This is a genomic window from Flavobacterium ponti (assembly GCF_042652765.1).
Classification (GTDB): Bacteria; Bacteroidota; Bacteroidia; order Flavobacteriales; family Flavobacteriaceae; genus Flavobacterium; species Flavobacterium ponti.
In genome coordinates this window covers 234943-259784 of record NZ_JBHSGW010000001.1, presented here as the reverse complement: position 1 = coordinate 259784, position 24842 = coordinate 234943, and the positions used below count along the sequence as shown (strand labels likewise).

16 protein-coding genes are annotated in these 24842 nt (G+C 26.9%); 8 read left to right on the top strand and 8 right to left on the bottom strand.

Annotated features, from left to right (window positions below; translation table 11 throughout):
* Positions 1–24: 24 nt before the first annotated feature.
* The 3 genes from ACFO3U_RS01095 (at position 25) to ACFO3U_RS01085 (ending at position 4605) form a co-directional block, all read left to right on the top strand.
* Positions 25–2559 carry a DEAD/DEAH box helicase family protein gene (locus tag ACFO3U_RS01095; RefSeq protein WP_379737601.1) on the top strand — a complete coding sequence of 845 codons (2535 nt, stop codon included), beginning with the start codon at positions 25–27 and terminating at the stop codon, positions 2557–2559.
* Positions 2560–2720: 161 nt separating this feature from the next.
* A complete protein-coding gene (locus ACFO3U_RS01090; RefSeq protein WP_379737599.1) occupies positions 2721–3587 on the top strand; it encodes an AAA family ATPase in 867 nt (288 codons plus the stop codon).
* A complete protein-coding gene (locus ACFO3U_RS01085; RefSeq protein WP_379737598.1) occupies positions 3568–4605 on the top strand; it encodes a DUF3871 family protein in 1038 nt (345 codons plus the stop codon). Before ACFO3U_RS01090 ends, ACFO3U_RS01085 begins: the two co-directional genes overlap by 20 nt.
* A gap of 79 nt (positions 4606–4684) precedes the next feature.
* Here ACFO3U_RS01085 and ACFO3U_RS01080 read toward each other — a convergent pair whose 3' ends face one another.
* From ACFO3U_RS01080 to ACFO3U_RS01065, 4 genes are read right to left on the bottom strand one after another with little or no spacing between them, the layout of a single operon-like run.
* Positions 4685–5128 carry a hypothetical protein gene (locus ACFO3U_RS01080; protein WP_379737596.1) on the bottom strand — a complete coding sequence of 148 codons (444 nt, stop codon included), beginning with the start codon at positions 5126–5128 and terminating at the stop codon, positions 4685–4687.
* 7 nt (positions 5129–5135) lie between these two features.
* Entirely contained in the window at positions 5136–6338 is a 1203-nt protein-coding gene (locus ACFO3U_RS01075) for a 5'-methylthioadenosine/S-adenosylhomocysteine nucleosidase family protein (protein WP_379737594.1), read from the bottom strand.
* Positions 6335–11128 (bottom strand): phosphoribosyltransferase, encoded by a 4794-nt coding sequence (locus ACFO3U_RS01070; RefSeq protein ID WP_379737593.1) that lies wholly within the window; start codon positions 11126–11128, stop codon positions 6335–6337. The genes ACFO3U_RS01075 and ACFO3U_RS01070 overlap by 4 nt, the downstream gene beginning before the upstream one ends.
* A 25-nt stretch (positions 11129–11153) precedes the next feature.
* Positions 11154–12380, bottom strand: coding sequence for an ImmA/IrrE family metallo-endopeptidase (locus ACFO3U_RS01065; RefSeq protein WP_379737590.1), 1227 nt, complete (start codon positions 12378–12380; stop codon positions 11154–11156).
* Positions 12381–12587: 207 nt separating this feature from the next.
* Here ACFO3U_RS01065 and ACFO3U_RS01060 point away from each other — a divergent pair, with 207 nt between their 5' ends.
* Together ACFO3U_RS01060 and ACFO3U_RS01055 are read left to right on the top strand one after the other, a co-directional pair.
* On the top strand, positions 12588–13094 hold the full coding sequence (locus tag ACFO3U_RS01060; RefSeq protein ID WP_379737588.1) for a hypothetical protein: 507 nt from the start codon (positions 12588–12590) through the stop codon (positions 13092–13094).
* 232 nt (positions 13095–13326) lie between these two features.
* Positions 13327–13686, top strand: a complete 360-nt coding sequence (locus ACFO3U_RS01055; protein WP_379737586.1) for a JAB domain-containing protein — start codon at positions 13327–13329, stop codon at positions 13684–13686.
* Between the two features lie 111 nt (positions 13687–13797).
* On the opposite strand, the gene ACFO3U_RS01050 is transcribed toward ACFO3U_RS01055, so the two are convergent.
* Positions 13798–14022, bottom strand: a complete 225-nt coding sequence (locus ACFO3U_RS01050) for a helix-turn-helix domain-containing protein (RefSeq protein WP_379737585.1) — start codon at positions 14020–14022, stop codon at positions 13798–13800.
* A gap of 96 nt (positions 14023–14118) precedes the next feature.
* Between ACFO3U_RS01050 and ACFO3U_RS01045 the strand changes: the two genes are divergently transcribed.
* On the top strand, positions 14119–14532 hold the full coding sequence (locus ACFO3U_RS01045; protein ID WP_379737583.1) for a hypothetical protein: 414 nt from the start codon (positions 14119–14121) through the stop codon (positions 14530–14532).
* 766 nt (positions 14533–15298) lie between these two features.
* Here the strand turns inward: ACFO3U_RS01045 and ACFO3U_RS01040 are convergent.
* Complete coding sequence (locus ACFO3U_RS01040) at positions 15299–16366, bottom strand: HNH endonuclease domain-containing protein (protein ID WP_379737581.1); 1068 nt, start codon at positions 16364–16366, stop codon at positions 15299–15301.
* Between the two features lie 539 nt (positions 16367–16905).
* Here ACFO3U_RS01040 and ACFO3U_RS01035 point away from each other — a divergent pair.
* Together ACFO3U_RS01035 and ACFO3U_RS01030 are read left to right on the top strand one after the other, a co-directional pair.
* The gene (locus ACFO3U_RS01035; protein WP_379737579.1) at positions 16906–18096 is read left to right on the top strand and encodes a cytochrome-c peroxidase; all 1191 of its coding nucleotides are present in this window, start codon (positions 16906–16908) and stop codon (positions 18094–18096) included.
* 189 nt (positions 18097–18285) lie between these two features.
* Positions 18286–22359 carry a T9SS type B sorting domain-containing protein gene (locus ACFO3U_RS01030; protein ID WP_379737577.1) on the top strand — a complete coding sequence of 1358 codons (4074 nt, stop codon included), beginning with the start codon at positions 18286–18288 and terminating at the stop codon, positions 22357–22359.
* On the opposite strand, the gene ACFO3U_RS01025 is transcribed toward ACFO3U_RS01030, so the two are convergent.
* Both ACFO3U_RS01025 and ACFO3U_RS01020 read right to left on the bottom strand, forming a co-directional pair.
* Entirely contained in the window at positions 22346–22960 is a 615-nt protein-coding gene (locus ACFO3U_RS01025; RefSeq protein ID WP_379737575.1) for a 2OG-Fe(II) oxygenase, read from the bottom strand. The two genes, ACFO3U_RS01030 and ACFO3U_RS01025, sit on opposite strands and share 14 nt — an antisense overlap.
* Before the next feature lie 148 nt (positions 22961–23108).
* A complete protein-coding gene (locus ACFO3U_RS01020; RefSeq protein ID WP_379737573.1) occupies positions 23109–24836 on the bottom strand; it encodes a T9SS type A sorting domain-containing protein in 1728 nt (575 codons plus the stop codon).
* Between the last annotated feature and the right edge of the window lie 6 nt (positions 24837–24842).

The following is a 24842-nucleotide window of genomic DNA, read 5'->3' as shown; positions in this document are numbered from 1 at the left end:
CACAGTTAATTTAACCAAAATAAAATGGATTTACCAAATGCAGAATTTATAGAGTTTCCAATAGAGTTTAAGGAAATTAACCCTGAAGATTTCCCAAATTTTATTATTGAAAATGACAATAATAAAATAATCATTGAACCTGATAGTAATGGTTATATAAATGAAGCCTTAAAATCTTGTATTGATTATGATAAAAAAAATACTGTTATTATTAATGCAGCTGTAGGTCAAGGTAAAACCTTTTCAATAATTGAAATCATAAAAGATTACTATGATAATGAAAATAATTATTTAATAGTAGTAGCTGTTCCATATGTAAGCTTAGTACAACAATATTTAGATGATATAATTTCTAAAGGAATTCCAGAGGAGCAAATATATAGATATGAATATATTGGAAGACAAACCCATATTGATGCTTGGAATTCAAAAATACAAATTATTACAGCAAATGGTTTATTAGGAAATCCCGGTGAAGATAAATTTATAAATGAAATAAATAAAAGAAATTATCTAGATTATCTAACTAAAAAATGTAGTGAAGATAATAGAAAAGTAATTTTTATATATGATGAAATCCATGATACAATTCAAAACTTTAAAGAAAAATATATATTTAATTTATGGAAATGGAAAAATGTAATTCATAAGAATCTTATCATAAGTGCTACTTTTAATGAAGCATCAAAAATTGTAATTGAATATTTAGCTGAATTAACTGATAATACTATTCAAATTATCGAATCTAAAAGAACTAAATTCCCTGAAAAACAAAGTGATTTATACTTACATTTTAATCCAGCAAAAACATATAAACATGACAATAATTCCATTTGTAATCTAGTTGAAAGTCTAATCCTAAAAAACAAAGCTATAGATATTTTATCATTTTCAAGAATACTTGGGAATGACATATGCACAAAAACTGACTCTGGAATTGGAAAATTATTAATTGAGAAATATGGTGAAGTTCAAAACTGTGTTTCAGAACTTGACAACAATCAAAATTCAGGCACAAAAAACCCTACAAATAGATTTGATAAAGACAAATGTAATGTTGGCACTAATTTTAAAACTGGCATTAGTATAAGCAAAGAGAATCATGCATTTATAGTCATTATGCCTCCAATTGGAAGAAAGGGAAAATTTAAAAATAGCTCAGGAATTTTTACTGATGGTGTTAATTCTATTATTCAGGCTTTGGCAAGACAAAGAAATACTTTTCAAGAAAATCTAGGAGAAATTCACATTGTGTTACCTCCACCAATAGGCTTTAATTATGATTCAATCAATCATTTTAATGAAATTCAGAAAGAAAAATTTATTATGTATTATGAAGAAGTTTGTAATAAAAAAAGCGAACAAAAGTCAGATTATATATCTATAAATTCTCAAAAAGATTTAATAAATGAATTCTACAATAATACTTTAAAAGAAAATATAATAAATGAAATTGAAAAAGTAAGAAGCACATCCAGAGAAAATAAAATTAGATTAGATTTTGAAGAGTTAAAAATGTTTAAACTAAACACAGGAGAAAAGTATCTATATTCAACTTATCAATTTTTTGGTAAAGATTTATCATCTTATGTCACATATTGTGCTTTTACTAATCAGTTTATCAACTGTAATTTAAAAGAAATTAAAACAAAACCAATTCTTTATTTTAAAGAAACTAAAATCCAATGGAGATTAGAAAAATTCTTTAATGAAGAATATTGTGACCTTAGTGATATAGATTTTTTTAATTCTTTCAATCAAGTAATTAGTGATAATTACTTTTACCATCAACTTAAGAATGAAATTTTTTCAAATTATAATGTGATTTATATTGATAGTAGTAACAAAAAAAAATCAATATTTTCGTTCAGTGAAAAGAATTTTGAACAACAATTTTTGGCTTTTATACAAAGAAAGTGTTATCCAAATAACTTAGAATTTATAAAAAGATTTCATGATGAAGGTTATTATTTTGATGATGAATATACTAGAGGTGAATATTTTAGGAATTGTATAAGTCATTCAAATTATTTATTCCCTGAATGCGAAAACTATCAATCAAATTTAAAAGATTTAATAAAAGCATATAGGATTCTTGACAGTTTTAGACAAAAAATAATAGCAAATTCTTTAACTGTAATAAAAAAGGGGGAAGAATGTAAATATGTTTTTTCAACTCCTAAAGAGGAATTTATTTTAGAACATGAAAAATCAGATTTTATTTTTATGTACGAAACATTAATTAATTTAGATTCTTTTATAAACAAAGATGTTTTTGAATTTAAACGGGCTTATTTAAGAACTGATGAATTTTCTAAAATAGTTAAATCATTCTACTCATATCTACTTAATGATTTCTTTATTTTATATGATAGCTACGTCTATGAAGATAGTCTACAAACTAGAGTTAAAATAATTGAAGAAATTGAAATTCCTAATCATAAATCAATTTTAAATTTAATACCAACTGATGAAACTAATTTTCCAGAATCTTATTGGGAAAGTGAAGTTAAAAAAAATGAATTTGAGTCACTAAAAAAAGCAGCTACCAAAATTTAAAAAACCTTACAATTTGGTCATTTTATTATATAGTGTAAAAACCAAATTGTAAGGTTTTTATAATAATTTATGTTTTTTTGACAATTACAATACTTTAGAAGCAACTAACAAATAATAATGTTAGTTGCTTTTTCTTTTATCCATAAATAAAAAATAAAATTATGAAATTAAAACAATCCGAAAGGAAACAAGTAAAGCTACGCTTAGGACTAAGTGGAGCAAGTGGATTTGGAAAAACTAAATCTGCATTATTATTAGCATTTGGAATGACTCAAGACTGGAATAAAATTGCAGTTATAGATACTGAAAATTCATCTGCTTCATTGTATTCAGACATTGGTAACTATAATGTTATTGATTTAGAATCACCTTATACACCTGAAAGATATATTGAAGCTATTGAGTTATGTGAAAAATCAAATATTTCAGTAATTATAATAGATAGTATTTCACATGAATGGAATGGTGCAGGTGGGTGCTTAGAAATACATGAGAAACTAGGTGGAAGATGGCAAGATTGGGCAATTGTTACTCCAAGACATCAAGCATTTATAGACAAAATTTTGAATTCAAGCTGTCACATAATAACTACAGTTAGAAGAAAGATTGACTATAGTATGGAATCTGATATGAATGGAAAGTCTAAAGTAGTTAAACATGGTACTAAAGAAATAACTCGTGAGGGTTTTGAGTATGAGTTAACAGTCAACTTTGAGCTTATTAATGATAAGCACTTAGTAAGAGCTAGTAAAGATAGAACTTCACTATTTGCAAATAAGCCAGAGTTTGTTATTACAAGTGCCACAGGTAAAAGAATTTTAGATTGGTGTAATTTAAAACCCACTTCTATAAAAGAAATGCTTGATAAAATTGAAGGAACATTATCTATATCAGAATTGACAAAATTATACAATGAAAATTCTAATTATCAAGAGACTTTAAAATCTCAATTTATTGAAAAGAAGAAGCATCTAGAAGGATTAACTAATCAACAAAATTTTAGCTCCAATGGAAACAACCATCTTTGAAATTAACCAAGATAAAGGATTACAAATTAAACCTGTAGCCCTTGAGAAAAACACTACAGACATACTGTATGAAAATGTTAATAGTTCTAAGCCACTATTTATTCCTAAACCTTTTATAGAAGCTAATACTAGTGCTATTAACCTAGCACATTTAAAGAATGATTGTGTTATACCAGTATTTTCTAAAGACAATGAGAGAACTATTGCACACCAAGAGTTTATTAATATTACTCAAGATTGTGCAAATAGAGTATTTCCAAATCACATATTTGATGAACCAGAAGTCAGAGTATCACATCAAATTAAAGGTAGAACTCCTGATGCAATACATAAGAATGTAAAGGATTTATTAGACCACGAAAGAACACAATACTTTGAAAGAATGGCATTCATTATAAGAATACCTAGTATTGTTGAAACTATCAATGGTAATGAAATAGCTTTATGTATTGGTGGTGTTAGGAGCTATAATTTAGAGAATCTATATAACAAAAAATCTTTTGAAAAGTTTAAGTTTTTTATAGGCTTTCAGGTAAAGGTATGTTGTAACCTAGCTGTGTCAAGTGATGGATATGTGGAAGAAATGCGAGTTAGTTCATATGAAGAATTACAAAGTAAAATTTTAGAAGTACTGCAAAGTTTTAATGTAGAAAAGCAACTAAAAGAAATGAAGCAACTTTCTGAACATTCTTTAACAGAACATCAATTTGCTACTCTATTAGGAAGAGCTAGATTGTATCAACATTTACCTAAAGCAGATAGATTAAAAATTCCAGCCTTAAGTTTTAATGATGGTCAAATTAGTACAATAGCAAAAGACTATTATGAAGACTCTAGTTTTAGCAGAAATGAACAAGGTGATGTCAACTTATGGAATGTATATAATCTCTTCACTCAGGCTAATAAATCAAGTTATATTGACACTTTTCTTGATAGAAATGTAAATGCATTTGATTTTTCAAATAGCTTGTTAAAAGCACTAAATGGTAGCTCTAACTATCATTGGTTTTTGAGTTGAGAAGTACCCAATCCTTTAATTGGGATTGGGTTTATAATTCCCAAAATTGAGTTTATTTTTATATAAATATAAACTAATTTTATCTTGAAAAATCTACTATCACTTCTTCAAGAGAAATGCTTTTAATTTTTATTTTATTAAAACCTAATTTTCTTACCCATTTTCCTGTAGGTGTTAAAAAAGCACTTTCCTCATCAGATTTAGTTTGTCTATGTTTTTGAAATTCATTTAAATTCGTAGACATTCCATTTTCACAGTGGTTATATTCTTCAGAGACACACCAAACACCTCTTATTGTCTCTATTTGTACAATTTGGCTTAATTCATTATAAATTTTTTCGAATGCATTAAAACCTTTTCCTTTACCCTGAAATTCAGGAAATATATTAACTGTAGCAATTAATATATTTTCATATCCAACATTAGCAGTTATATAACCAATCTCGTTATTACTTTCTAAAATAGTATAGTTTCTTCTAAGAGGATTATTTGTTGTTTTTAAGTCTAGATATTCAATAGCCATATTCAATCTATATTATATCATTCTTTATAATATATTCTAAAACTTTTGCACTTGTCCAAGCAGCAAGTTTTTTTGCACCATCAGTCTTTCTTTGTGTGTTATCCATAACTGATTTTATTATTAAAGGAGTAGTTTGCCCATTATTTACTATTTGACAAGCCCTTGCAATCCCATATCCTTCCATTTCTAGACCAATTGTTTTTCTATCAACAGTTAAAATGTCATCTTTAAAAAAGCCTTTTCTATCAATTACAGACCTAACACATGCAACTGGTTCACAATGTATATTAACTTCTGTATTATTAATTTCATCTTTCTCCTTTATAAAGTCAATTATTTTTTTCTTATCTCTTTCTATTTTTGTTGTATATGAACTTTCAGTTGAAACTGATTCAATCTCTCTTTTAAAATCTTCTTCTGTTAATTTACCTTTATCAATAGTAAAAACCTTTTTGCTTATAATAACATCTCCAATGAGAGTATCTTTTGGTTTACCCCCCATAACCCCTGTCATTATTAAAAACTTTGGATTGTATCTACAAATCAACTCTGTAGCAAGTATTGCGGCATCTACCATTCCAGTATTAATTTGTGAAGCATATATTACTTTTTTATCAGGACTGGATTTAAAAAAACCTAATTCTATAAGATGTTTGTTATTTTCAATTGTTTTTAATGTTTGAATTAAAGGTAAAACTTTTTCCATTTCATCTTGTTCTAAAGCTGTGATAATGACATAGTTCACGTCATCAAAATTATAATCAATTTGATTGTTTTCAAGTTTCAAATGTTCCTTAACTTTTGATATTTTCACTTCTTCAGATTCTATACTTGGTCTAACAGAAAAATACTTTTGAAGTCTTTTTTCTATATAATCTTTGTCAATAGAAGAAAATTCTTTTTCAGAAATTTTTTCATTAATAATTGAAGTTGTTCCATCTGATATGAAGCGAGTGTCTAATAGAGGGTAGTTTTCTCTAATTCCAGATGATATAAATTGTTGTATTCCAGCAATGTTGTCTGAATAAAAGATATGAACCACTAAGTGAATTTGTGCTTCTTTATCCAATAGGTTTAATTCTCTTTCAAAAGAAGACAAGCTGTCAATTCTAATTGTTTTTTTAAAAGAATCTTTTCCTAGATTATTGAGGTTTTTTTCGTAATGTTCTTTTTGATCAAAGACAAATAATATTACTTCTTGTGAGCTCATATTTTAAATTTTAAATTTTGTAAAAATTCTTTTGTTGAAATGTTAACTTTATAATCATATTGAAAATTAAACAGTGGACTTTCAGATAATTGTTTTAAGCAATTTATCCCCTCATTACTTGAAAATTCTTTTACTCTAGTTGTGTAGTTATTAATTATATTGATTTCAATATGATTATTTTCATTAGTAAATTTAATTACTATTTCCTTTTGTTCGTCACTATAGAATTTTAAATTGTCTATGATTTCTTTTAAAACAATTTTATCAATGTATTTTTCAGGGATATTAATTTCAAAGTCTATATCTAAATCATTATTTATAATTATTTTGTTTTTCAACACCTCTAATTGAGTATTTAATTTTTCTATGAATAACTTATATCTAATTTTTGAATTTTTAAATAAATCTCTAAATTCTTCACTTTCACTACCTAATTTGTCATTAATAATTCCTAAATATTGTAATGATTTATTGAAATTGTCAATATCATTTCCTTTTTGTTCTAAATTATATATGAAATCATCTATAAATGAGTAAAGACTTACTAATGAAGTTTCTTTGCCTTCAATTTGATTATAATAAATCATATAAGGGTAAGGTTTGAAAAAATCCTCAAAAGATCTAAAAAACGATATTAAAGGATTCAATAATGTATTTTTCATATTCCACCAACCTTCTCTTACGAGGTTAATTTTTTCTTTATTTAAAGGTTGTTTAACATTACATAAATCACTTAATTCTCTTAAGTTTGTAATTGTAATAGAGAAATTAACTCCATATGCACCACGTTCATCATGTAGTTTTGGTTGGTCATTTTCCCAATAAATTGATTTGATTTTTTGAATTTGAGATTTAAAATCATCTCCTGAAGGTAATGTTGAAATGTAAGAATAAAATCTTTTGACTTCCATCAAAGATTTGTTGTCTAAGCTTTTCTCTTCTATAATTTTATAGAAAAAATCCATTAAAATACTTATGGATTTTTTATTAGGAATTTCTGAAGAGTTAATCGGAAAGAGTCTTAAAAACTTATAAAAAAGATAATTAATTGGATTAATTTTTTTAAACGTATCTTTTGAAAAATTTAATAAATCTTCAAATGTTTTTGAATTAATTTTTTGAATTAATTTTTCGTCTTTATAAACTATGAAAAATAAATGTATGATATCTTTTTTGTTTTCTGACCAATCATAGTATAAATCTTTCTGAATGTTAATTTTTCTACCTTTATTTCTTGGATTTCCAAATATTATTGAGTCGACAAACTCTTCAACTTTTTCTTTAATATCAGGAAGTATATTTGAAATTTTGTCATACAAATATGGTTCATAAAGTAAGGACATACTAAGTAGTTCAATGTCTTTTGTTCTGTCAATTGATTTAATATTTGATTCGTATTTTGCAATAAATTCATTAAACCATTTAAAACTTTCTTTATAAAATCTATATCCAATAATTTTTCCTATTTCATTTCTAACAATTATTAAGTCTTTTTTAGGAACTGTATTTAATTCTTTATTCTTAGGGAAATATTTGTAGTCATTAATAATTGAATTTTTCGGAGAAATTTCTTCTAAAATTCTCGTAGCAATATTTTTTATACTCAAAGGAGTATTTTGAATTTTTAACAAATCTTTTAACCAAGCAATTTCATTTGAATATGGAGAGTTATTTAAATAAAAAGTAGAAATATGCCAATGTGATGCAAAGTATATTTTTACCTCTACTTTTCCATAATTTACTGAGTCTCTTTCATTATACTTAAGATAATCAATCTTTGAAAAAAACTCTCTTTTGTGGTCATTTACTCTTCCTACAATGCATAATAAGTCTATCTTTTTGGGCTGAAATATGGTCAATTCATTTATCATTTGAAGAAGAGAATCTCCAGTACAAGAACCATCATCAAAAATTAACACATTGTTATTTTTAACAACATTTGAATAAAAATCAGTTGTATGAGGAAATTTCCAACCTTCATCAGTATTAAATCTTTCTAACTCAAATATGTCTATAGATTGGTTATTTAAAATTCTACTGGTGAATTTATCAAAATTTAAAGATTTAATATCAGAATTTTTAGGATAAAATATTTTTAATTTGTCATTAATTTCAATCTTTTCTTTCAATGACTTATTAAAAATAACATCTAACAAAGATTTGCTTTTAGAATCAATTTTTTCATTTTCATTTTTTAAAATATTCTTTAAATTGAAAAAGAAAGGATGTATTAGATTGTTGAAAATTTTGAAATTAATACTAATATCTTCATTGTCTATGTAATCTATGAACTCTGAGTTTTCTAACAATATAGTTTCTTTCAATGTTAGATTTTCAGAAAAAGTAATAGGAATGTTTGTAAATGGGTTTATTCTGATTACATTCTTAAATGAATCTTTATTGTCAATTTGATGCCTTCTCTTTTTTTCAATTGGAAACTTAAATAGATGAACTAATCGGTCTTTGAAATTATCAATAAATTTTTCTGTACTTTCAAAATTTTTATCTAGAGTATTGGCAATGACAGCAACATTAATGAGCTTTGAATTTGCGTTTTTAATAATGTTTTCAATTCTTATTGTTAAGTTTCCTGTAGAAATTGCATCACAGACTAATATGTAATCTGAATCTTTTTTAATTTCATTTGATTTGATATCTCTTTCAAATGAAATATAACTATCATAAAATAAACATAGGTCTTCTTTTATATATCCCTGTTTTATTAAAGATCTTAGTATTTTATGGCTACTTGATGTAATTGCTATATAGTTTATTGTTTCTATGTTTTCAATCGTAATTGCTTCTATTTTTTGATAAAGGAGTTTTGTTATTTCATTACAATCAGTATAGTTATTTAAAACATCTATTAATTGTAGAAATTTGTTTTGATAATAGTTTCCATTGCATAAATATAATCCATCTTCTTTTATACAGTCATTTTCAATTATTATGTCTTCAATTAGAATGTCATCTATTTTTTCGAACTTTGAATAATAATTTAAAAATGTTTCAATTTTCGGGATATTTGAATCAATATTTCCATGTTTATCTTGAAAGTGTAAATTTCCAAAAATATTATCAACATCGTTAAAGTCGGTTTTAGGAAGTAAAACTCCTTCCAATAAAAATTCATTTAATCTTAATTTATCTTCTTCATCAAAAATCCCAACCCATTCAATATTAACATTGTTATTTTTTTTATCTAAATAGATAAATGGTATAGGATGTATTTTGAAATCTTTTATTACTTTGTTTAATCCTATAATTTCATCATTTATTGTTTTAATTAAATCTTTATTTGGTGGATGAAGCACAACAATACTATTGTGAATATTTACATTGTAATCTGTTAGTAAAAAAAAGATTGATTTTTTTATAATTCTCTCATCTTTACAACCAAGAAAACTTATGTAATTTAAAGTGTTATGCCCTGTCTTTTTTGATAATTTAGAATTTAGTTGTTTAATTAAATTATTGTATAAGTTGGTTTGTTCTGGGTCAATTTTTTTAAAAATTGTGTAAATGTTTATGTTGTTGATTTCTTCAACTGCATCTGTTTTAAATTCAAATTTAGGTTTGATTGCTGATCTGTCAAATGACGTGTCATCAACTAAAGATGGTAGATAAATAGATATAAAAGTGCCTGGAAAAAAATTAGTTTCATTACCAAATTCATTGTATGCCTCTTCAAAATCTTGGTTTTTACTAAAATCATAAAATATTTTACCATAATTACTCCTAACTACTATCAGCCCTTTATATCTACTTACAATTGTTAATAAATCAAATAGCCCTCTAGGAATAAACATATTGACTTTATCATCTATATTAAGAATTGGATTTCTTGATGAATTATGCTTAAAAGCATATTTTAAAATTTCATTATCCTTTATGCCATGAAATAAGTTATCAGAATTAATATTATTTGATATAATATATTGGTCTCTAAGGGTATTTGGAATTCCATCTCCAAAATCTAAAAAAGAGAATTGAATAAAAGAATCATTTTTGAATTCACTTTTTGATTTGAAAAAATTGATTGTCTCTGGAATTTCTTCTTCTTTAAAATTTAATTCTAGTATTGATTGATTATTTACTTTCTGTTTTTGCTGAAGTGCCAAACTCATAAAAGCCCAATCCTTATCAATGTTAAATAATGTTTTGCTTGAATGATCTAAAAAATTCTCATATAACTCTTTTGTAATAATTGCACTTAAAGTGTTATTCAAGAATGGGTGTTTACAATTGTTTTCTAATAATTTCTCTTCAATAACACTATTTAGTTGATATATTGGATTTATTTCAAGTTCAAGTAATTCATCATCTTTGTAATTATTTATTTTGCTTAGTGTTATTAAGGGTGTAATACCAAATCTATTGTACAGCTCTTTACTTTTTTCATTATACTTTCCTTTAGAAGATAATTCTTTTTTATATTGATTTATTATTGTGTGATTTAAATCAAAATATGTTGAATAATCTTGTTCATTAATAACTGAATAAATTTCCCAAATTTCCCATAATTGAATAATTTGAAGTTTGGTTCTATCATTAATTTCATTTGAAGAAACACCCTCTTTTTTAAAAATTACTCTAAATTGAATTTTTTTATTGTAGAAATATTTTAAAAAAGCAGAAAACAATAGTAGATTTTGATTTGAAATCCATTCAGTCTCAGTCAAGTCAAATAAATAGTTGTCGTCTGGAGTTCTTTTAAGATTTTTGTATATTGAATTAACAAATTCATCTATATGTTTTTCAGTGAATTTTTTTTCTATTTTTATGAGCATAATTCTTACTTTATCATATTTATTTTTACCAATTATCTTTTGCTCTCCAAATTGATAATGTCCTTAAAAGTTCTTTCTCACCTTCAGTGCTTGCATTGTAAACTGGTTTTTCAATCAACTTTAAATCATTTAATCTGTATTCAACACTTAATTTCGAAACATTAAAATGACTAGATAATCTTTTTATTAATTCTCTATAGTCAGATTTGTTACATTCTTGATTATCTAAAAAAATCTTTCCTGCTTTACTAATTCCCAAATCTTTTTGATTCAAAATCAAAATTGCTCTAAAACTAAGTTCAGGCATTAATAAGCTAGATGCAAAACAATTTGCTTGCCATTCAATCCAGTTTTTAGGATTTCTTAAAACATAACTTTGCTCAAAAAAATTAAAGCTTGTATCTTTAAAATTATTGTAAACAACTTTATTGACTTTTAAATTTTTATGCAAAATGAAATGACCTATCTCATGAGCCAAAATAAATGGTTCTCGTGGGGTATCTTTTACCTTAAAGTTTATTATTATTTCATTTTTTTCAGAATCAAAGTAGCCTAAAATTTTATTACTTAATTCATCGTGTAAATCAGAATATTTAAAGGTTAGATTATATTTACTTCCAAGAAAATCAAGTATCTGATTTAAAGGAGTTAAAAGCGCATAATTCAAAATATTAGGATTAAATTCTTTAATAAGATTTGAAGCTATTGTATCTATTTGTTTGGAAGATAATTTATTTAATCCTTCGATTTTTGTAGGCAATAATGCCTTTTGTATTGCTGCTAAAATAGTTTTGTCAAAATCATTTTGCTTATTCTCTTGTTTTTCATTTTTATAATGAACAATATTATAGTTTTCATTATCAACTTCAATTAGCATCATACCATGTGAAATTATTTCTTCTATTGCTCCACTTTGCAGCTTGTTATTAGTAATAAAAACTCCTTTTATTGTATAATCATGAACCTCACTAATATATTTCGCGAAAAGTGCTACATCATCTACAGGAATTGATGAAGAGTAATTTTTACATTCAATCAAATAAAGTAATGTTGGCTTATCAGCATTAGGTGGTGTTACTTCTATTGATAAATCAAATACTATTTCTTTTTTTCTTCTAGATGAATAATATCCCTTTTTTCTAAATACTTTACAATATTCAGGTATTAAGCCTAATTCTTTATTATTTAGAGCATTCTCTATGATGTAATATGACTTTTTTTCAAAATCATCTCCAATTTTTACAGTATTCATCCAAAAATAATTTTATAATAAATAATTAAGAGGTTTTGTTTAAAAGATAAAATTAGACAATTTATACCACTTATAGCTAATATTTTTTTTGTAAAAAATTTCACAAATAATAATATTATTCTGATGCAAAGGTCCTCCTAACATCCCCCCGTATCACGCAAAAAATACTAAACACCCCCACTTATTGGGAGCAAGAAAGATTTTCTTGTGCCTTATATTAATCATGTAAAATTTAAGCAACCTAAAGTTCAAGGTGATAGTTGTAACTTTTTGTTAAGTGATGTGTTTAAAGTTTGGCAATGTTCAACTCAAAAAATTAAATCAATGGTAAGAATTATTGACTACAAACAAAGACAAGTAGAGGATGGTAGAGCATTCTTTGTACTAGAAATTTCAGGAGGAATAGAAATGGTAAAAAGCCAAGCCTCAAATCAGTTTTATGCTACATCTAAAAAAGCATTTATTTCATCAACATTTGATGAGCAAACTTGTAAAGCTCTTATTGGTACAGAAATGCCAGGTAATGTTGTTAGATTAGATTGTGAACCTTATGAGTATGTTGTAAAAGAGACAGGAGAGGTTATTATATTAAGCCATAAATATGTTTATGAACCTAATGAAGCTTCTAGAGAAGAAAAAGCTATTCAAAAGCTTCTTGCTGATGAGAATATCTTCTCTAAGAATGGACATGCAAAAGAAGAATTTGTAATGTAATTTAATAGTGACAAAGTGACAAAGTTTAACTTAAAGCAACCTAGGTAAATCAGTTTAGTAAATATTAGTCTTGAATGAATTAAATATTTATATGGACTTATTATACACTGGTTATACTTTATGAAAACTATATCACTTTGTTACTTCTTTTAATCTTATGGAAGTAGCAGAAATTAAAGTTTCCTATTCAAATACTAACCCAGATAAAATTAAAGTCACTAATAGCCAAATTATGTATTCAGTGATTATAAAAAAATGGGATTTAGATATTATTGAGTATCAGGAAGAAGTAAAAGTAATATTACTCAATAGAGCTAATATTGTCTTAGGTATTTATGAAATGTCAAAAGGTGGTATTTCAGGAACAGTTGTAGATATTAGAATTATCCTAGGTGTAGCTTTAAAATGCAATGCATCTAGTATTGTATTAGTGCATAATCATCCAAGTGGCAAGTTAGTTCCTAGTGAAGCTGATAAAGCTATAACAAAAAAATTAAAAGATGCTTCTAATTTACTAGACATTGGATTACTAGACCACATTATTATATCTAGGTTAAACTACTTTAGCTTTTCAGATGAAGGAATATTATAAATGTATTATTTTTGTTGTTGTACCTGAATGCTTATAGTATGCATTTTAGTAGATTTTAAATTTAAAATAGGATTATGAGATATATTATTATAGCTAAATTTTGATTTTTGGTCAATCATTTTTAACTAAATCTTCTAATGAACATTCTAATGCATTAGCAATCCTATATAAAGTATATATTGTTGGGTTTGTTCTACCTGACTCAATCCTAGAAATATTTGTTGTGTCTATATTTCCTTCAATTTTACCAACTAAATCTACTTGAGACAATCCTTTTAGTTGCCTTAAGTTTTGAACATTCTTACCTACATTTTTTAATAATTCTGACTTATCCATACTTGACATATTTGGCAAGTCAAGAAAAGATTTATATGTTTGTAAGTTAATGCCATATATGACAAGTTGCTGTTACTAACAATTAAAATTTATAATATGAGAAAAATTGATTTTTTAAAGAATTCAGTATTTATAAGGAGGATTAACACAGACATTGATACAGAATTAAAAAATTCATTATTGAATAATTTATTTAGTAAAGTAATAGAAAACAATAATCCTGATTTTAAATTTGAAATTTTGTCATTTTATATAGATAAAGAAAAAGGAGTAAATAAGTATGGCAGGATAATTTCTGATAATCCAATACAAAAAGCATATGATTTTAGAGGTATATATGACGGCAAGCTAAATATTAACAGAAATGGAGAAATTCAATTTGAAAACAATTATTACAGTTATGAAAGTTTAAACTTTACTTCTGACCATTTTTTAGATTTGAGATTAATTAGGAGAAATAAAAGTAACAATGAGGTTATTAAACTTCTTTACAATATGTTAATAATATGACCTTAAACATTATTTCAGAACTTGAGGAATTAAAAAAACCTTTAGAGTTAAATCATGTACATTCGTTGCTAATGAAATATGAAAATGAATTTCTCAATTCAATTAATAGTTCTAGTTGTAGAAAATGGGATAAGTTGATTAATAGAAATGAAAAGCCTTTTCCTTGTGTTTGCTCTACTAGAGATAATGATTGTGTATTTATTGAGTTATACCATGAGCTAAGTAAGATAACAAAACAAGAGTATAGTAGTAATACTGAATTTATAGAGACTAATTTACTAGAGCTAGTTTTAATTACTCAAAATGAACCATACAAAAGAATTAAATTCTTAATTAAAATAGACTAAAGGAGAATTAAATTCTCATCAATTAATTTAAAAAATATAAAACTATGAAAATACTAGGTTGGATATTACTAATTTTTGGAATATTCATTTTTATAGGCAGATTGCTTTACATAAGCAAAGGAGGAAATAATGCAAATGTATTTAATATTATTCTGTCATTAGGTATTATAACTTTAGGCTATTATTTAAAAAACAAGAATAAAAAGAAGGAATAGGTATTTAAATAGTTTAACATTAAACTTTAAAATATTACAGGTAAAATACAATACACTATAACAGCATAGACAAACATTTTAAATAATAAGAATTATAGTAATATTTAATAATAGTTCTAAATTTATTAACCTAGGTTAATGAGTTTAGCCAAAGCTTAAATAAAATTTTTTATCTAAAATTTAAAAACAATTAGATTTTCAAAATCATTCCATATACAAAAAACCATTATTATGAGCTATTGTTATCAATGGTTCTATATTTTCTCTAAATCGTAGATATTGAAATCCATTACTTTTATTATGGACTGGAAAGATTGTTAAATAGTCTTCTAAAAATTTATTTTTGGGGTTTTGATTTAAAACAATTTCATAAGCTTGCTTTTGTAATTCAAAAAAATTATCAAAGTGTTTATCTAATAATGGTAATTTGTCACTTTTATGAGAGTTAAACTTCTTCTCAATTGGTAGCAAGTTCCAAATTAAATCATGAGAAACAAAAGCATGTGGAATAAAATGGTCCAATGCATAATTTTTTTCATTAAAAACTAATTTTGTACCCGTAAAAATACAATTTATTGAACCTAATTCTTTAAAAACTAGTTTCCAAAATTCATTAGTTTGCTTAGTTAAACTATTTCTAGTTGCAAGTCTTATAATCTTATTTGGTATATCAGGTACATTTGGGTTTCGAGTTTGAAGAAACAATGATAAATTCCAATAACAATAATCTTTTAATACTTTTGAATTGGATTTCAGATAAGTTAGCCAAATTGGATTTACCGCAATATAATCTTTGTGTAAAGCATATAATACATCATTACTGAATGATTGTGATTCTTTATAAATTCTACTCTTTTGTTGACTGTTAGTTTCAAAATCTCTTTTAGGATACCATGGTGATAAAAACCAATGTGGTACATTTTTATCAAAATGGAGTAATTCCTTTATTGTTATTTTATTTTTAGAGTTTTCTATATGGTTTTGTAGATTTAATTTCTTCTCGTTTTTTTGTAAATTTTCTTCTTCTAAAATATTTTTTACTGCTATTTGTAATTTATCTTGAGGACCAAAAGAAACTTGGAAATAATTTATAGTATACCAAGTATTAACAATCATTCTTGTAAATATTTTCTTTTTAGGAATTTCTACATGCCCTTCTTCAATTAATTCTATAAGAGAAATCAACCAATAAAATTTATATGATGCAGAAGTACTTCCAAAAACAGAAGCCAACTTATTTATTGGTAAATTTTTTGATATTGGTAAATTCATATGTATATTTAAAAGTGAAATGTATAAATATATTAAAAAAAGGCATACAATTCGAGTACAGGTAATATTAAAAAAAGTATGAATGTAGATATAATAAGGATTCACAAATTTATAGTAGAGCCCAAGAGGGGGAGCTTTAAAAGCCTAGCAGCAATGTTAGGCTTTTTTTGTGTCTAATGGTTACTGGGGTTTTGAGGTTTTGTAAAAAACTCCTTCTAATGAAAGCAAAGAATAAATGCTATTTGTAATGAATGGGTTATAATATTAATTGTTTATCATCATGAAGTACAGATTTTCTTCACTTTAATTGAGAAAAAAACAAGCTTTTAACTAGTCTAAAAAATAATATAAATAAATATTGATAACGAGGTAAGCGTTAATACCTATAACAATTCTATGTTTTTTAAACATGAGTAATTCTTTAAATTTATATCTATTTAACTTACTTTAAATACAATAAAGAGCAAATGTTTTAAAAAGAGTATTAAACCTTTTTTAAGTTTTAAAGTCTTATCAATTAATTACTAAAGACTAACCTTATGAAAAAACTTCATTTTATAATGAGCATGTGTTGTGTTATTACACTTTTTTCATGCAATGAAGATGATAATTACGAAACAATTTCAACAGATACTTATCCCAATGTAACAAATACTTTTGGAACAAATCTTGATTTGAATAATTTATACAATTATGCTAATCAGAATATTCCATCCTATATTACCAAAGACAATTCGACTGAGAATACTATAAATGATAAGATTGCTACACTAGGTAGAGTATTATTTTACGATAAAAACTTATCTAGTAACAACACCATTGCTTGTGCTTCTTGCCATAAACAAGAATTTGCTTTTAGCGATACATCAGTGTCAAGTGTAGGAGTAAATGGCTCTACGGGCAGGCATTCGATGCGTTTAATAAATACAAGATTTGCTACAGAAACTCGATTTTTTTGGGATGAAAGAGCTTTAAATTTAGAACAACAAACTACTATGCCTATCAAAGATCATGGAGAAATGGGTTATAGTGGCCTAAATGGTGATTTATCTTTTGATGATTTATTAATAAAATTAGGAGCAATTAATTATTACAAAGAGTTATTTAAATTTTCATATGGGACAGAAGAAATATCAGAAGTAAAAATTCAAAAAGCACTTGCCCAATTTATTAGAAGCATTCAATCCTTTGATTCAAAATATGATACTGGAAGAGCAAATGCTCCAAACGATGGTGCTCCATTTAATAATTTTACAGCACAAGAAAATCAGGGCAAAAATTTATTTTTAGCTCCTCCTGTATTTAATTCTGCAGGTTCTAGAACTGGTGGTGGTCTAGGTTGTGCTGGTTGTCATAGAGCTCCTGAATTTGACATAGATCCTGCTAGTAAAAATAATGGTATTATAGGAACTATTGCTCAAACAGGTATTGATGTTACAAATACAAAAGCTCCTTCTTTGAGAAATTTAATGCGTATGGATGGAGTATTAAATGGGCCTATGATGCATACTGGAGGTATCACAACTTTACAAGCAGCAGTAGGACACTACGGAACAATTAATATTGCTCCTGGAAATAACAACTTAGATCCAAGACTAACTCCAAATGGCATTGGACAACAACTAAATTTAACTCAAGCAGAAGTAAATGCTGTTATTGCTTTTTTAAAAACTTTATCTGGGACAGATGTATATACCAATATGAAATGGTCTAATCCATTCCCTAATTAATATTTAATGAAGATTTTAAGATAGTTAAAATCACATCCGCGTTTAATAAAATTAACTGTTTATTTATAAAACACAATTGGTTCCATAATTTAGTATAATGTTAGGTTTTTTTTATTTTTAACTATGTTAATTTATTTTGTATATATTTGTCTTTTAATTTGTTAATCATTTTCATAAAGCCCCCAAACTATGAAAAAATTAATCTTTGTATTATGCTTATGGTCGCTCATAAGTCATAGTCAAACAATTTCTGTTGACAGCAATACCTACTCCGCTACAGATTTAGCCAATCTTTTAGTAACCAATTCTTGTATTTCACCCACTAACGTTTCTTACTCTTCAGGTCAATCTGTAGCTTATTTTAATAAGAATGGCTCTACATTTCCTATTAATCAAGGAATAATCATCCGAAATGGAATTGCTCAACATTCGCAAGGTATTTATACGGGAAATGATTTAAGCAGTCAAATCAATTCAAATAGTGACCCTGATTTACAAAATATATCCAATAGTTCTGGTCAAACTTCAACTTTGACTGATGTTGCTTACTTACAATTTGATTTTATTCCTATTTCAAACAACTTTAATTTTAGATTCTTATTTGCCTCCAATGAATATGGTGAGTTTCAATGTGGTTTTAGTGATGTATTTGCTTTTCTTTTAACCGATTTAACTACAGGTGTAACCACTAATATTGCTGTTATTCCAGGAACAAACACACCTATTTCAGTAAAAGATATTAGAAATAGTATTTATAACTCTTCCTGTGGTTCAGTAAACCCTAGTTTATTTAATATTTATAATGTAAATAACCCAGCTACTTCAAGTTTAAACATGAGAGGGTTTACAAAAATTCTCAATGCTTCTGCTGTAACAATACCTAACAATCCTTATAGAATAAAACTTGTAATTGGTGATTATAATGACGCTGATTATGATTCTGCAGTTTTTATTTCTGCAGGAAGTTTTAACAGTACTGTCAACTTAGGACCTGATGCTAGTCTTTGTTCTGGAAACAATACAACCATAACAACTAATCTAGATGTATCTGAATTTTCACACTCTTGGACATTAAATGGAAACATACTTGCTGGTGAAACAAGTAACACCTTGTCAATTACTCAACCTGGAACTTATACAGTAACTGTTGTTAAAGATGGTACTACTTGTCAAATGACTGATACCATTGTTTTTAGTGACCTCCAAGTAACAAACCCAGTTGATTTATACCTATGCAATGATAACTCAGGTTCTTATACATATGACTTGACTGAAAATAATGCTGCTGCTTTAGGTATTAACCCTAACCAATACCAAGTATTGTACTATAACTCTCTTGCAAATGTTAATGCTAACAATCCTATTCCATCTTCTGATTTAAGTTCTTACATTAGTAGTGGAAATGAAACTATTTATATAAAACTCTTAAACATTAGTTCTAACACAATTTGTAATGCACAATATACTTTTGACTTGATAGTAACTCCTACTATTTTAGCTAATCAACCAAGTAATATCAATTTATGCAATACATCTCCTACTCTAACAGTTAATTTAACCAGTCAAAATATTCAAATATTGAACGGTCAAAATCCAAACGATTTAAACATTACTTTTTATAATTCTGAAGCTGATGCAAATAACAACACTAGTAATATAAATAGTTCTACTACAATTACAGCAGCTACTTCTCCTAAAACAATTTGGGTTAGAGTCGAAAGTAATACAAATCCTAATTGTTATGATGTCACAAGCTTTGAAATTGTCGTAAATCCATTGCCAGCTGTCGATTCTTTAGCTGATGTTATTGCTTGTGAAAATTTCACACTTCCAACATTAATAAACGGAACATATTATGATGGTCCAAATGGAACTGGAAATCAAATAAATCCAAATGATATAATTGATGAAACAGGTACTTATTACATTTTTAGTGGTCCAGATGCTAATGGTTGTACCAATCAGACAAGTTTTCTTGCCACTTTTATGGACGAATACGATATTGGTCTTGAACATTGTGGTGAATTTATAGTTCCTACTCCAGTAGCTGGTGAATTTTACACTGAAGCTGGAGGACCAAATGGATCTGGAACTCTTATACCTTCAGGAACAATAATTACAACGGATCAAACTATATATTTTTATGTTGAAATAGACGGTGTTTTTTGTAGAGATGATGCATTTCCTTTAACCATTCATCCTTTACCAATTGTAGACACCTTAAACGATGTAATTACATGTGGAGCTTACATACTACAACCCATAACAAACGGAAATTATTACACTGCAACAAATGGTGGAGGAACAGCTTTATTTGCTGGTGATGTTATAAGTTCAACTGCTACTATTTTTATTTTTGCTGATGATGGTGTTTGTACTAATCAAAGTAGTTTTTATGTAGCTATTTTAAATCAACCTAATCCTGTGGTTTCTTGCGGAGATTATATTTTACCCGTTTTGGATGCTGGAAATTATTATACCCAAATTGGAGGTCAAGGAACCATTATTCCTAATGGTACAACAATATCAAGCTCACAAACAATATATGTTTATGCTAGTACAACAACAACTCCAAACTGTACATCAACTTTTACATTACCAATTACAATTAAACCTAAGCCAATGGTTGACAACCTTAATGATGTAATTCGTTGTGCAAATAATCCTTATGAACTGCCTACATTAACTGGTGGAAATTATTATACTGCAACAAATGGTGGAGGAACTATGTTGAATGCAGGGGATATTATTTCTACAAACCAAACTATTTATATTTATGACATACTAAATGGGTGTTCAAATGAAACTTCTTTTACTGTTGAAATAATTCCTTTGCCTCCAGTAGAAAATTTTACTGATATTTTTGTTTGTGACCCATTTATTTTACCAAATTTAACAAATGGAACCTATCACACAGAACCTGCTGGAAACGGTAATATAATCCCAAGTGGAACATCTATTGAAACAAGTCAAGTCATTTATATTTTTAATGATGCTTTAGATGCAAATGGATGTTATGCTGAAACTGTTTTTGAAGTTAACATTCTAGGTATTGATGTTGGAAGTTTTTCAGACATTGCAGCATGTGATAGTTATACATTACCTACTTTATCTGTTGGAAATTATTTTTGGCAAACTGGAGGAATTGACCCTTTAGCTGCATCAGATTTTACGTTTAATGTTCCTGGTATTTATACTGTTTTTGTCTATGCTCAAAATGGTGGAAGAACTTTTTGTAGTGATGAAGAATCATTTACTATAACTATTTCACAAACTCCTATTTTACCTAATTTTTCAAATGTTGTAAAATGTGGAGCATATACTTTACCTGCTTTAGATAATTCTGTTTATGATGTAAATTATTATTTAAGTCCAAATGGAATTGATGTCATAAATCCAACAGATTATACTTTTGACACTGCTGGAACTTATACTATTTACGTTTATGCTACAGCTTTTAATAATGTAAATTGCTCAGATGAAAAATCTTTTACTTTAACAATTTATCCATTGTTAGATTTAAATATTGAAGATGCTTATATGTGTGTTGACCCAATTACAAATGATATAATTCAGCCTGCATTTATCGATACAAATCTTAATCCTCTGATGTTTACAGTAAATTGGTATTTTAATAACAATTTAGTTCATACGGGACCATTTTACAACGCTACTGAAATTGGAACTTATACAATTGAAACTATTAAACTTACTCCAGATGTTGGCTCAAATTGTAATTATAATTCTACAACTGTTGAAGTACTTCAATCAAGTTACGCAATAGCAGAAGCAGTTATGTCTTCCGATTTTGATGATGTTGCCTCTATAACTATAAATATTTTGAATGGATATGGTTTGTATGAATATCAATTAGATAATTCTGGAAATTTTCAAGAAAATAATGTGTTTAACAATGTTTCTTCTGGTGAACATATTATTAATGTTAGAGATGTCTTAGGAAATTGCAATGATATAACTGTGACTGCAACCGTTTTAAAATTTCCAAAATTCTTTACACCAAATGGAGATGGTTATAATGACACATGGAATATTTGGGATTTAAGAAATAATCCAAACGCTGTTGTTTCAATTTTTGATCGTTATGGTAAATTTATCAAGCAATTTAAAACATCTAGTTTTGGATGGGACGGAAAATTAGATGGCTATGATTTACCATCAACTGATTATTGGTTTGTTGTAAATTATTTCAATCAAAATAATGAAGCAAGAGAGTTTAGAGCTCATTTTGCTATGAAACGATAACCTCAATAAGGTCTTTACGAAGCCAACCTGTGATACTCAATCGCATTTGGTTGGTTTCTAAAACTTCATGTTCCATTTCATTACTTTTAAAGAAAACAGTCTTTCTATTCGTTGGACTTATGGTTTGAGAATTATCACCATCATATATCTTTAATTCTCCACCATCACCTTCTTTCCAATCTACATTTAAATATGTAATCATTGAAAATTGCCTATTGCTAGTGTCTTGAAATTGGTCCAAATGTCTTTTATAAAAAGTACCTGGTTTATATAATGCATAATGAAATTCATAACTTTTTATTCCTGTAAAACATTCTTTATTCAGGTAAGCAATAAAATCTTCAATAAGTGCAAAGAATTCTAATTCATATGGATTATTATTTTCTTTATCCAACCAATAAATAACATCACTTCGAATTTCTTTGTTTTTAGCAAAAGTACCAAAATGACCAATTCCTGCCGATTTCAATTCTTCTTCTTTGTAAAGGTTTAGCAAACTATCTCTAAGATTATTTGCCAATGATTCACTTAAAAAATCTTTTGAAATTCCAACTTTATTATCAATATAACTTGAAATCAATTCTTCAAAACTAGCTTCCATTGTATAGGTTATCTGAAAGGACAAATAACGTGCGAAAGTACATTATTTTTCAATTGAAAATCATACTCTTAAAAAAATAAATATTTAAATGAAAAAGGAAGTGTTTCCACTTCCTTTTCCCCCTATAACAATTCATAAAAAAACAGAATTATTCTTTTATAATTTTTTTAGTCTGATTGATATTGTTTCCCGATAATTGCAAAGAGTAAATACCGTTGGAAATCGTAGACAAATCAATTGTTTCACCATTTAAAGAACCTTGTTTTACTATTTGACCAAGTGTATTGTATATCTTATATGAAGTAAAACTTTCATTATTACTAATGTTTACTATGTCTTTTACTGGATTTGGATAAATACCTACTGCATTTTGATGAAATGAATTAGTTGGTAATGCAATATTTGCCCATTCAAAACGAGAAACAAAAACGTCATAAGTATTTGTTGCTGAATTATTGATTGTATCAATACCAGAATAAGGGTTAAAATCTACAGTTGAGCTAATAAAAGAACCTGAAAACAATAATGAGTTATCTGCATTAAAAACTATTTTCGGGAAAATTTCTCTTCCTGTTCCACCAACAGTTATGTGGTTTACATATTGCATAGATGGAGTAAGCTCTAAAATATAAACATCTAACCCACCGTTTGAAGTTGTATTAACTGTAGTTGTTCCAAAATCAAAATCTGCAGTATCTAAAAAAGTTCCTGTAACAAATAAATTTCCATTTGGTCCTACTATCATTCTATACATTTCTTCATTTTCAGTAGTTGTTGAACCACCAACAACATAACTAGAAACATAATTTCCAGATGAATCAAATTTAGATATATAACCATCTGATGAACCTAAAACAGTATACATATTTGTTCCTGTAGATGGATCCAAATCTTGATTTCCAACTAATGAACCTCCAATATAAACGTCTGTTCCAGTTGTTTCAACAAATGTAGGATTGTCAAATCCGCTGCCTCCAAAAACTTTACCCCAAACATAATTTCCTGTTGCGTCTAATTTTACTAAAAAATTATCAAAGCTTCCGTTTGAAGTTGAAGAATTTGCTGTAACTGTTGTTGATGGGTCTAAATCAACAATTCCTTGATAACGACCTGCTATTAATAAATTATCTGCTGTGTCAATATCTATTGATTCAATCACCACAGCACTTGAAGAGTTAAAAGTTTTTACCCAAACATAATCTCCATTACTATCTAATTTTAAAACAAAACCATCTTGATTATTACCTCCTCCTGTAGCTAATATAGTTTGCTGACCTGCTCCTGGATCAAAATCTGCATAATTAAAACCTCCTACTACATAAATATTGTTTGAAGAATCTACTGTGATATCTTTAGAATCTTCATTAGCTGCACCACCAGCTGGATTACTTACTTGTTTTGCCCAAATAAAGTCTCCGTTACTATCTAATTTTACAATAAAACAATCTCTACTTAATATAGGTGCCAATTGAGATAAAGGATAAACATTTGGTCCTGGATCTGCATCAAAAGAATTTGAGCCTGCTCCTTGAAAATATCCTGTTATAAGAATATTATCTGCATTATCAACTGTTACTGCAAGAGCAACATCATCTGCAGCACCACCAAAACTTTTAACCCATAAAGGATTTCCATTAGCATCATGTTTTGCTAAATATCCGTCTGCATTTCCTCCTTTATATGTAACCGTTGTTGTTCCTACAGTCAATGTTCCTGAATAAAAACCAACACTATATACATTTCCTTGACTGTCTTTTGCCACATCATAATTGGTTTCTATGTTTGTGTTACCAAATGTATTTGTTCCAAAATATTGTTGGGCAAAACTCAATAATGAAATTGAAAATAATAGCACTGATAAAATAATCTTTTTCATGATTTT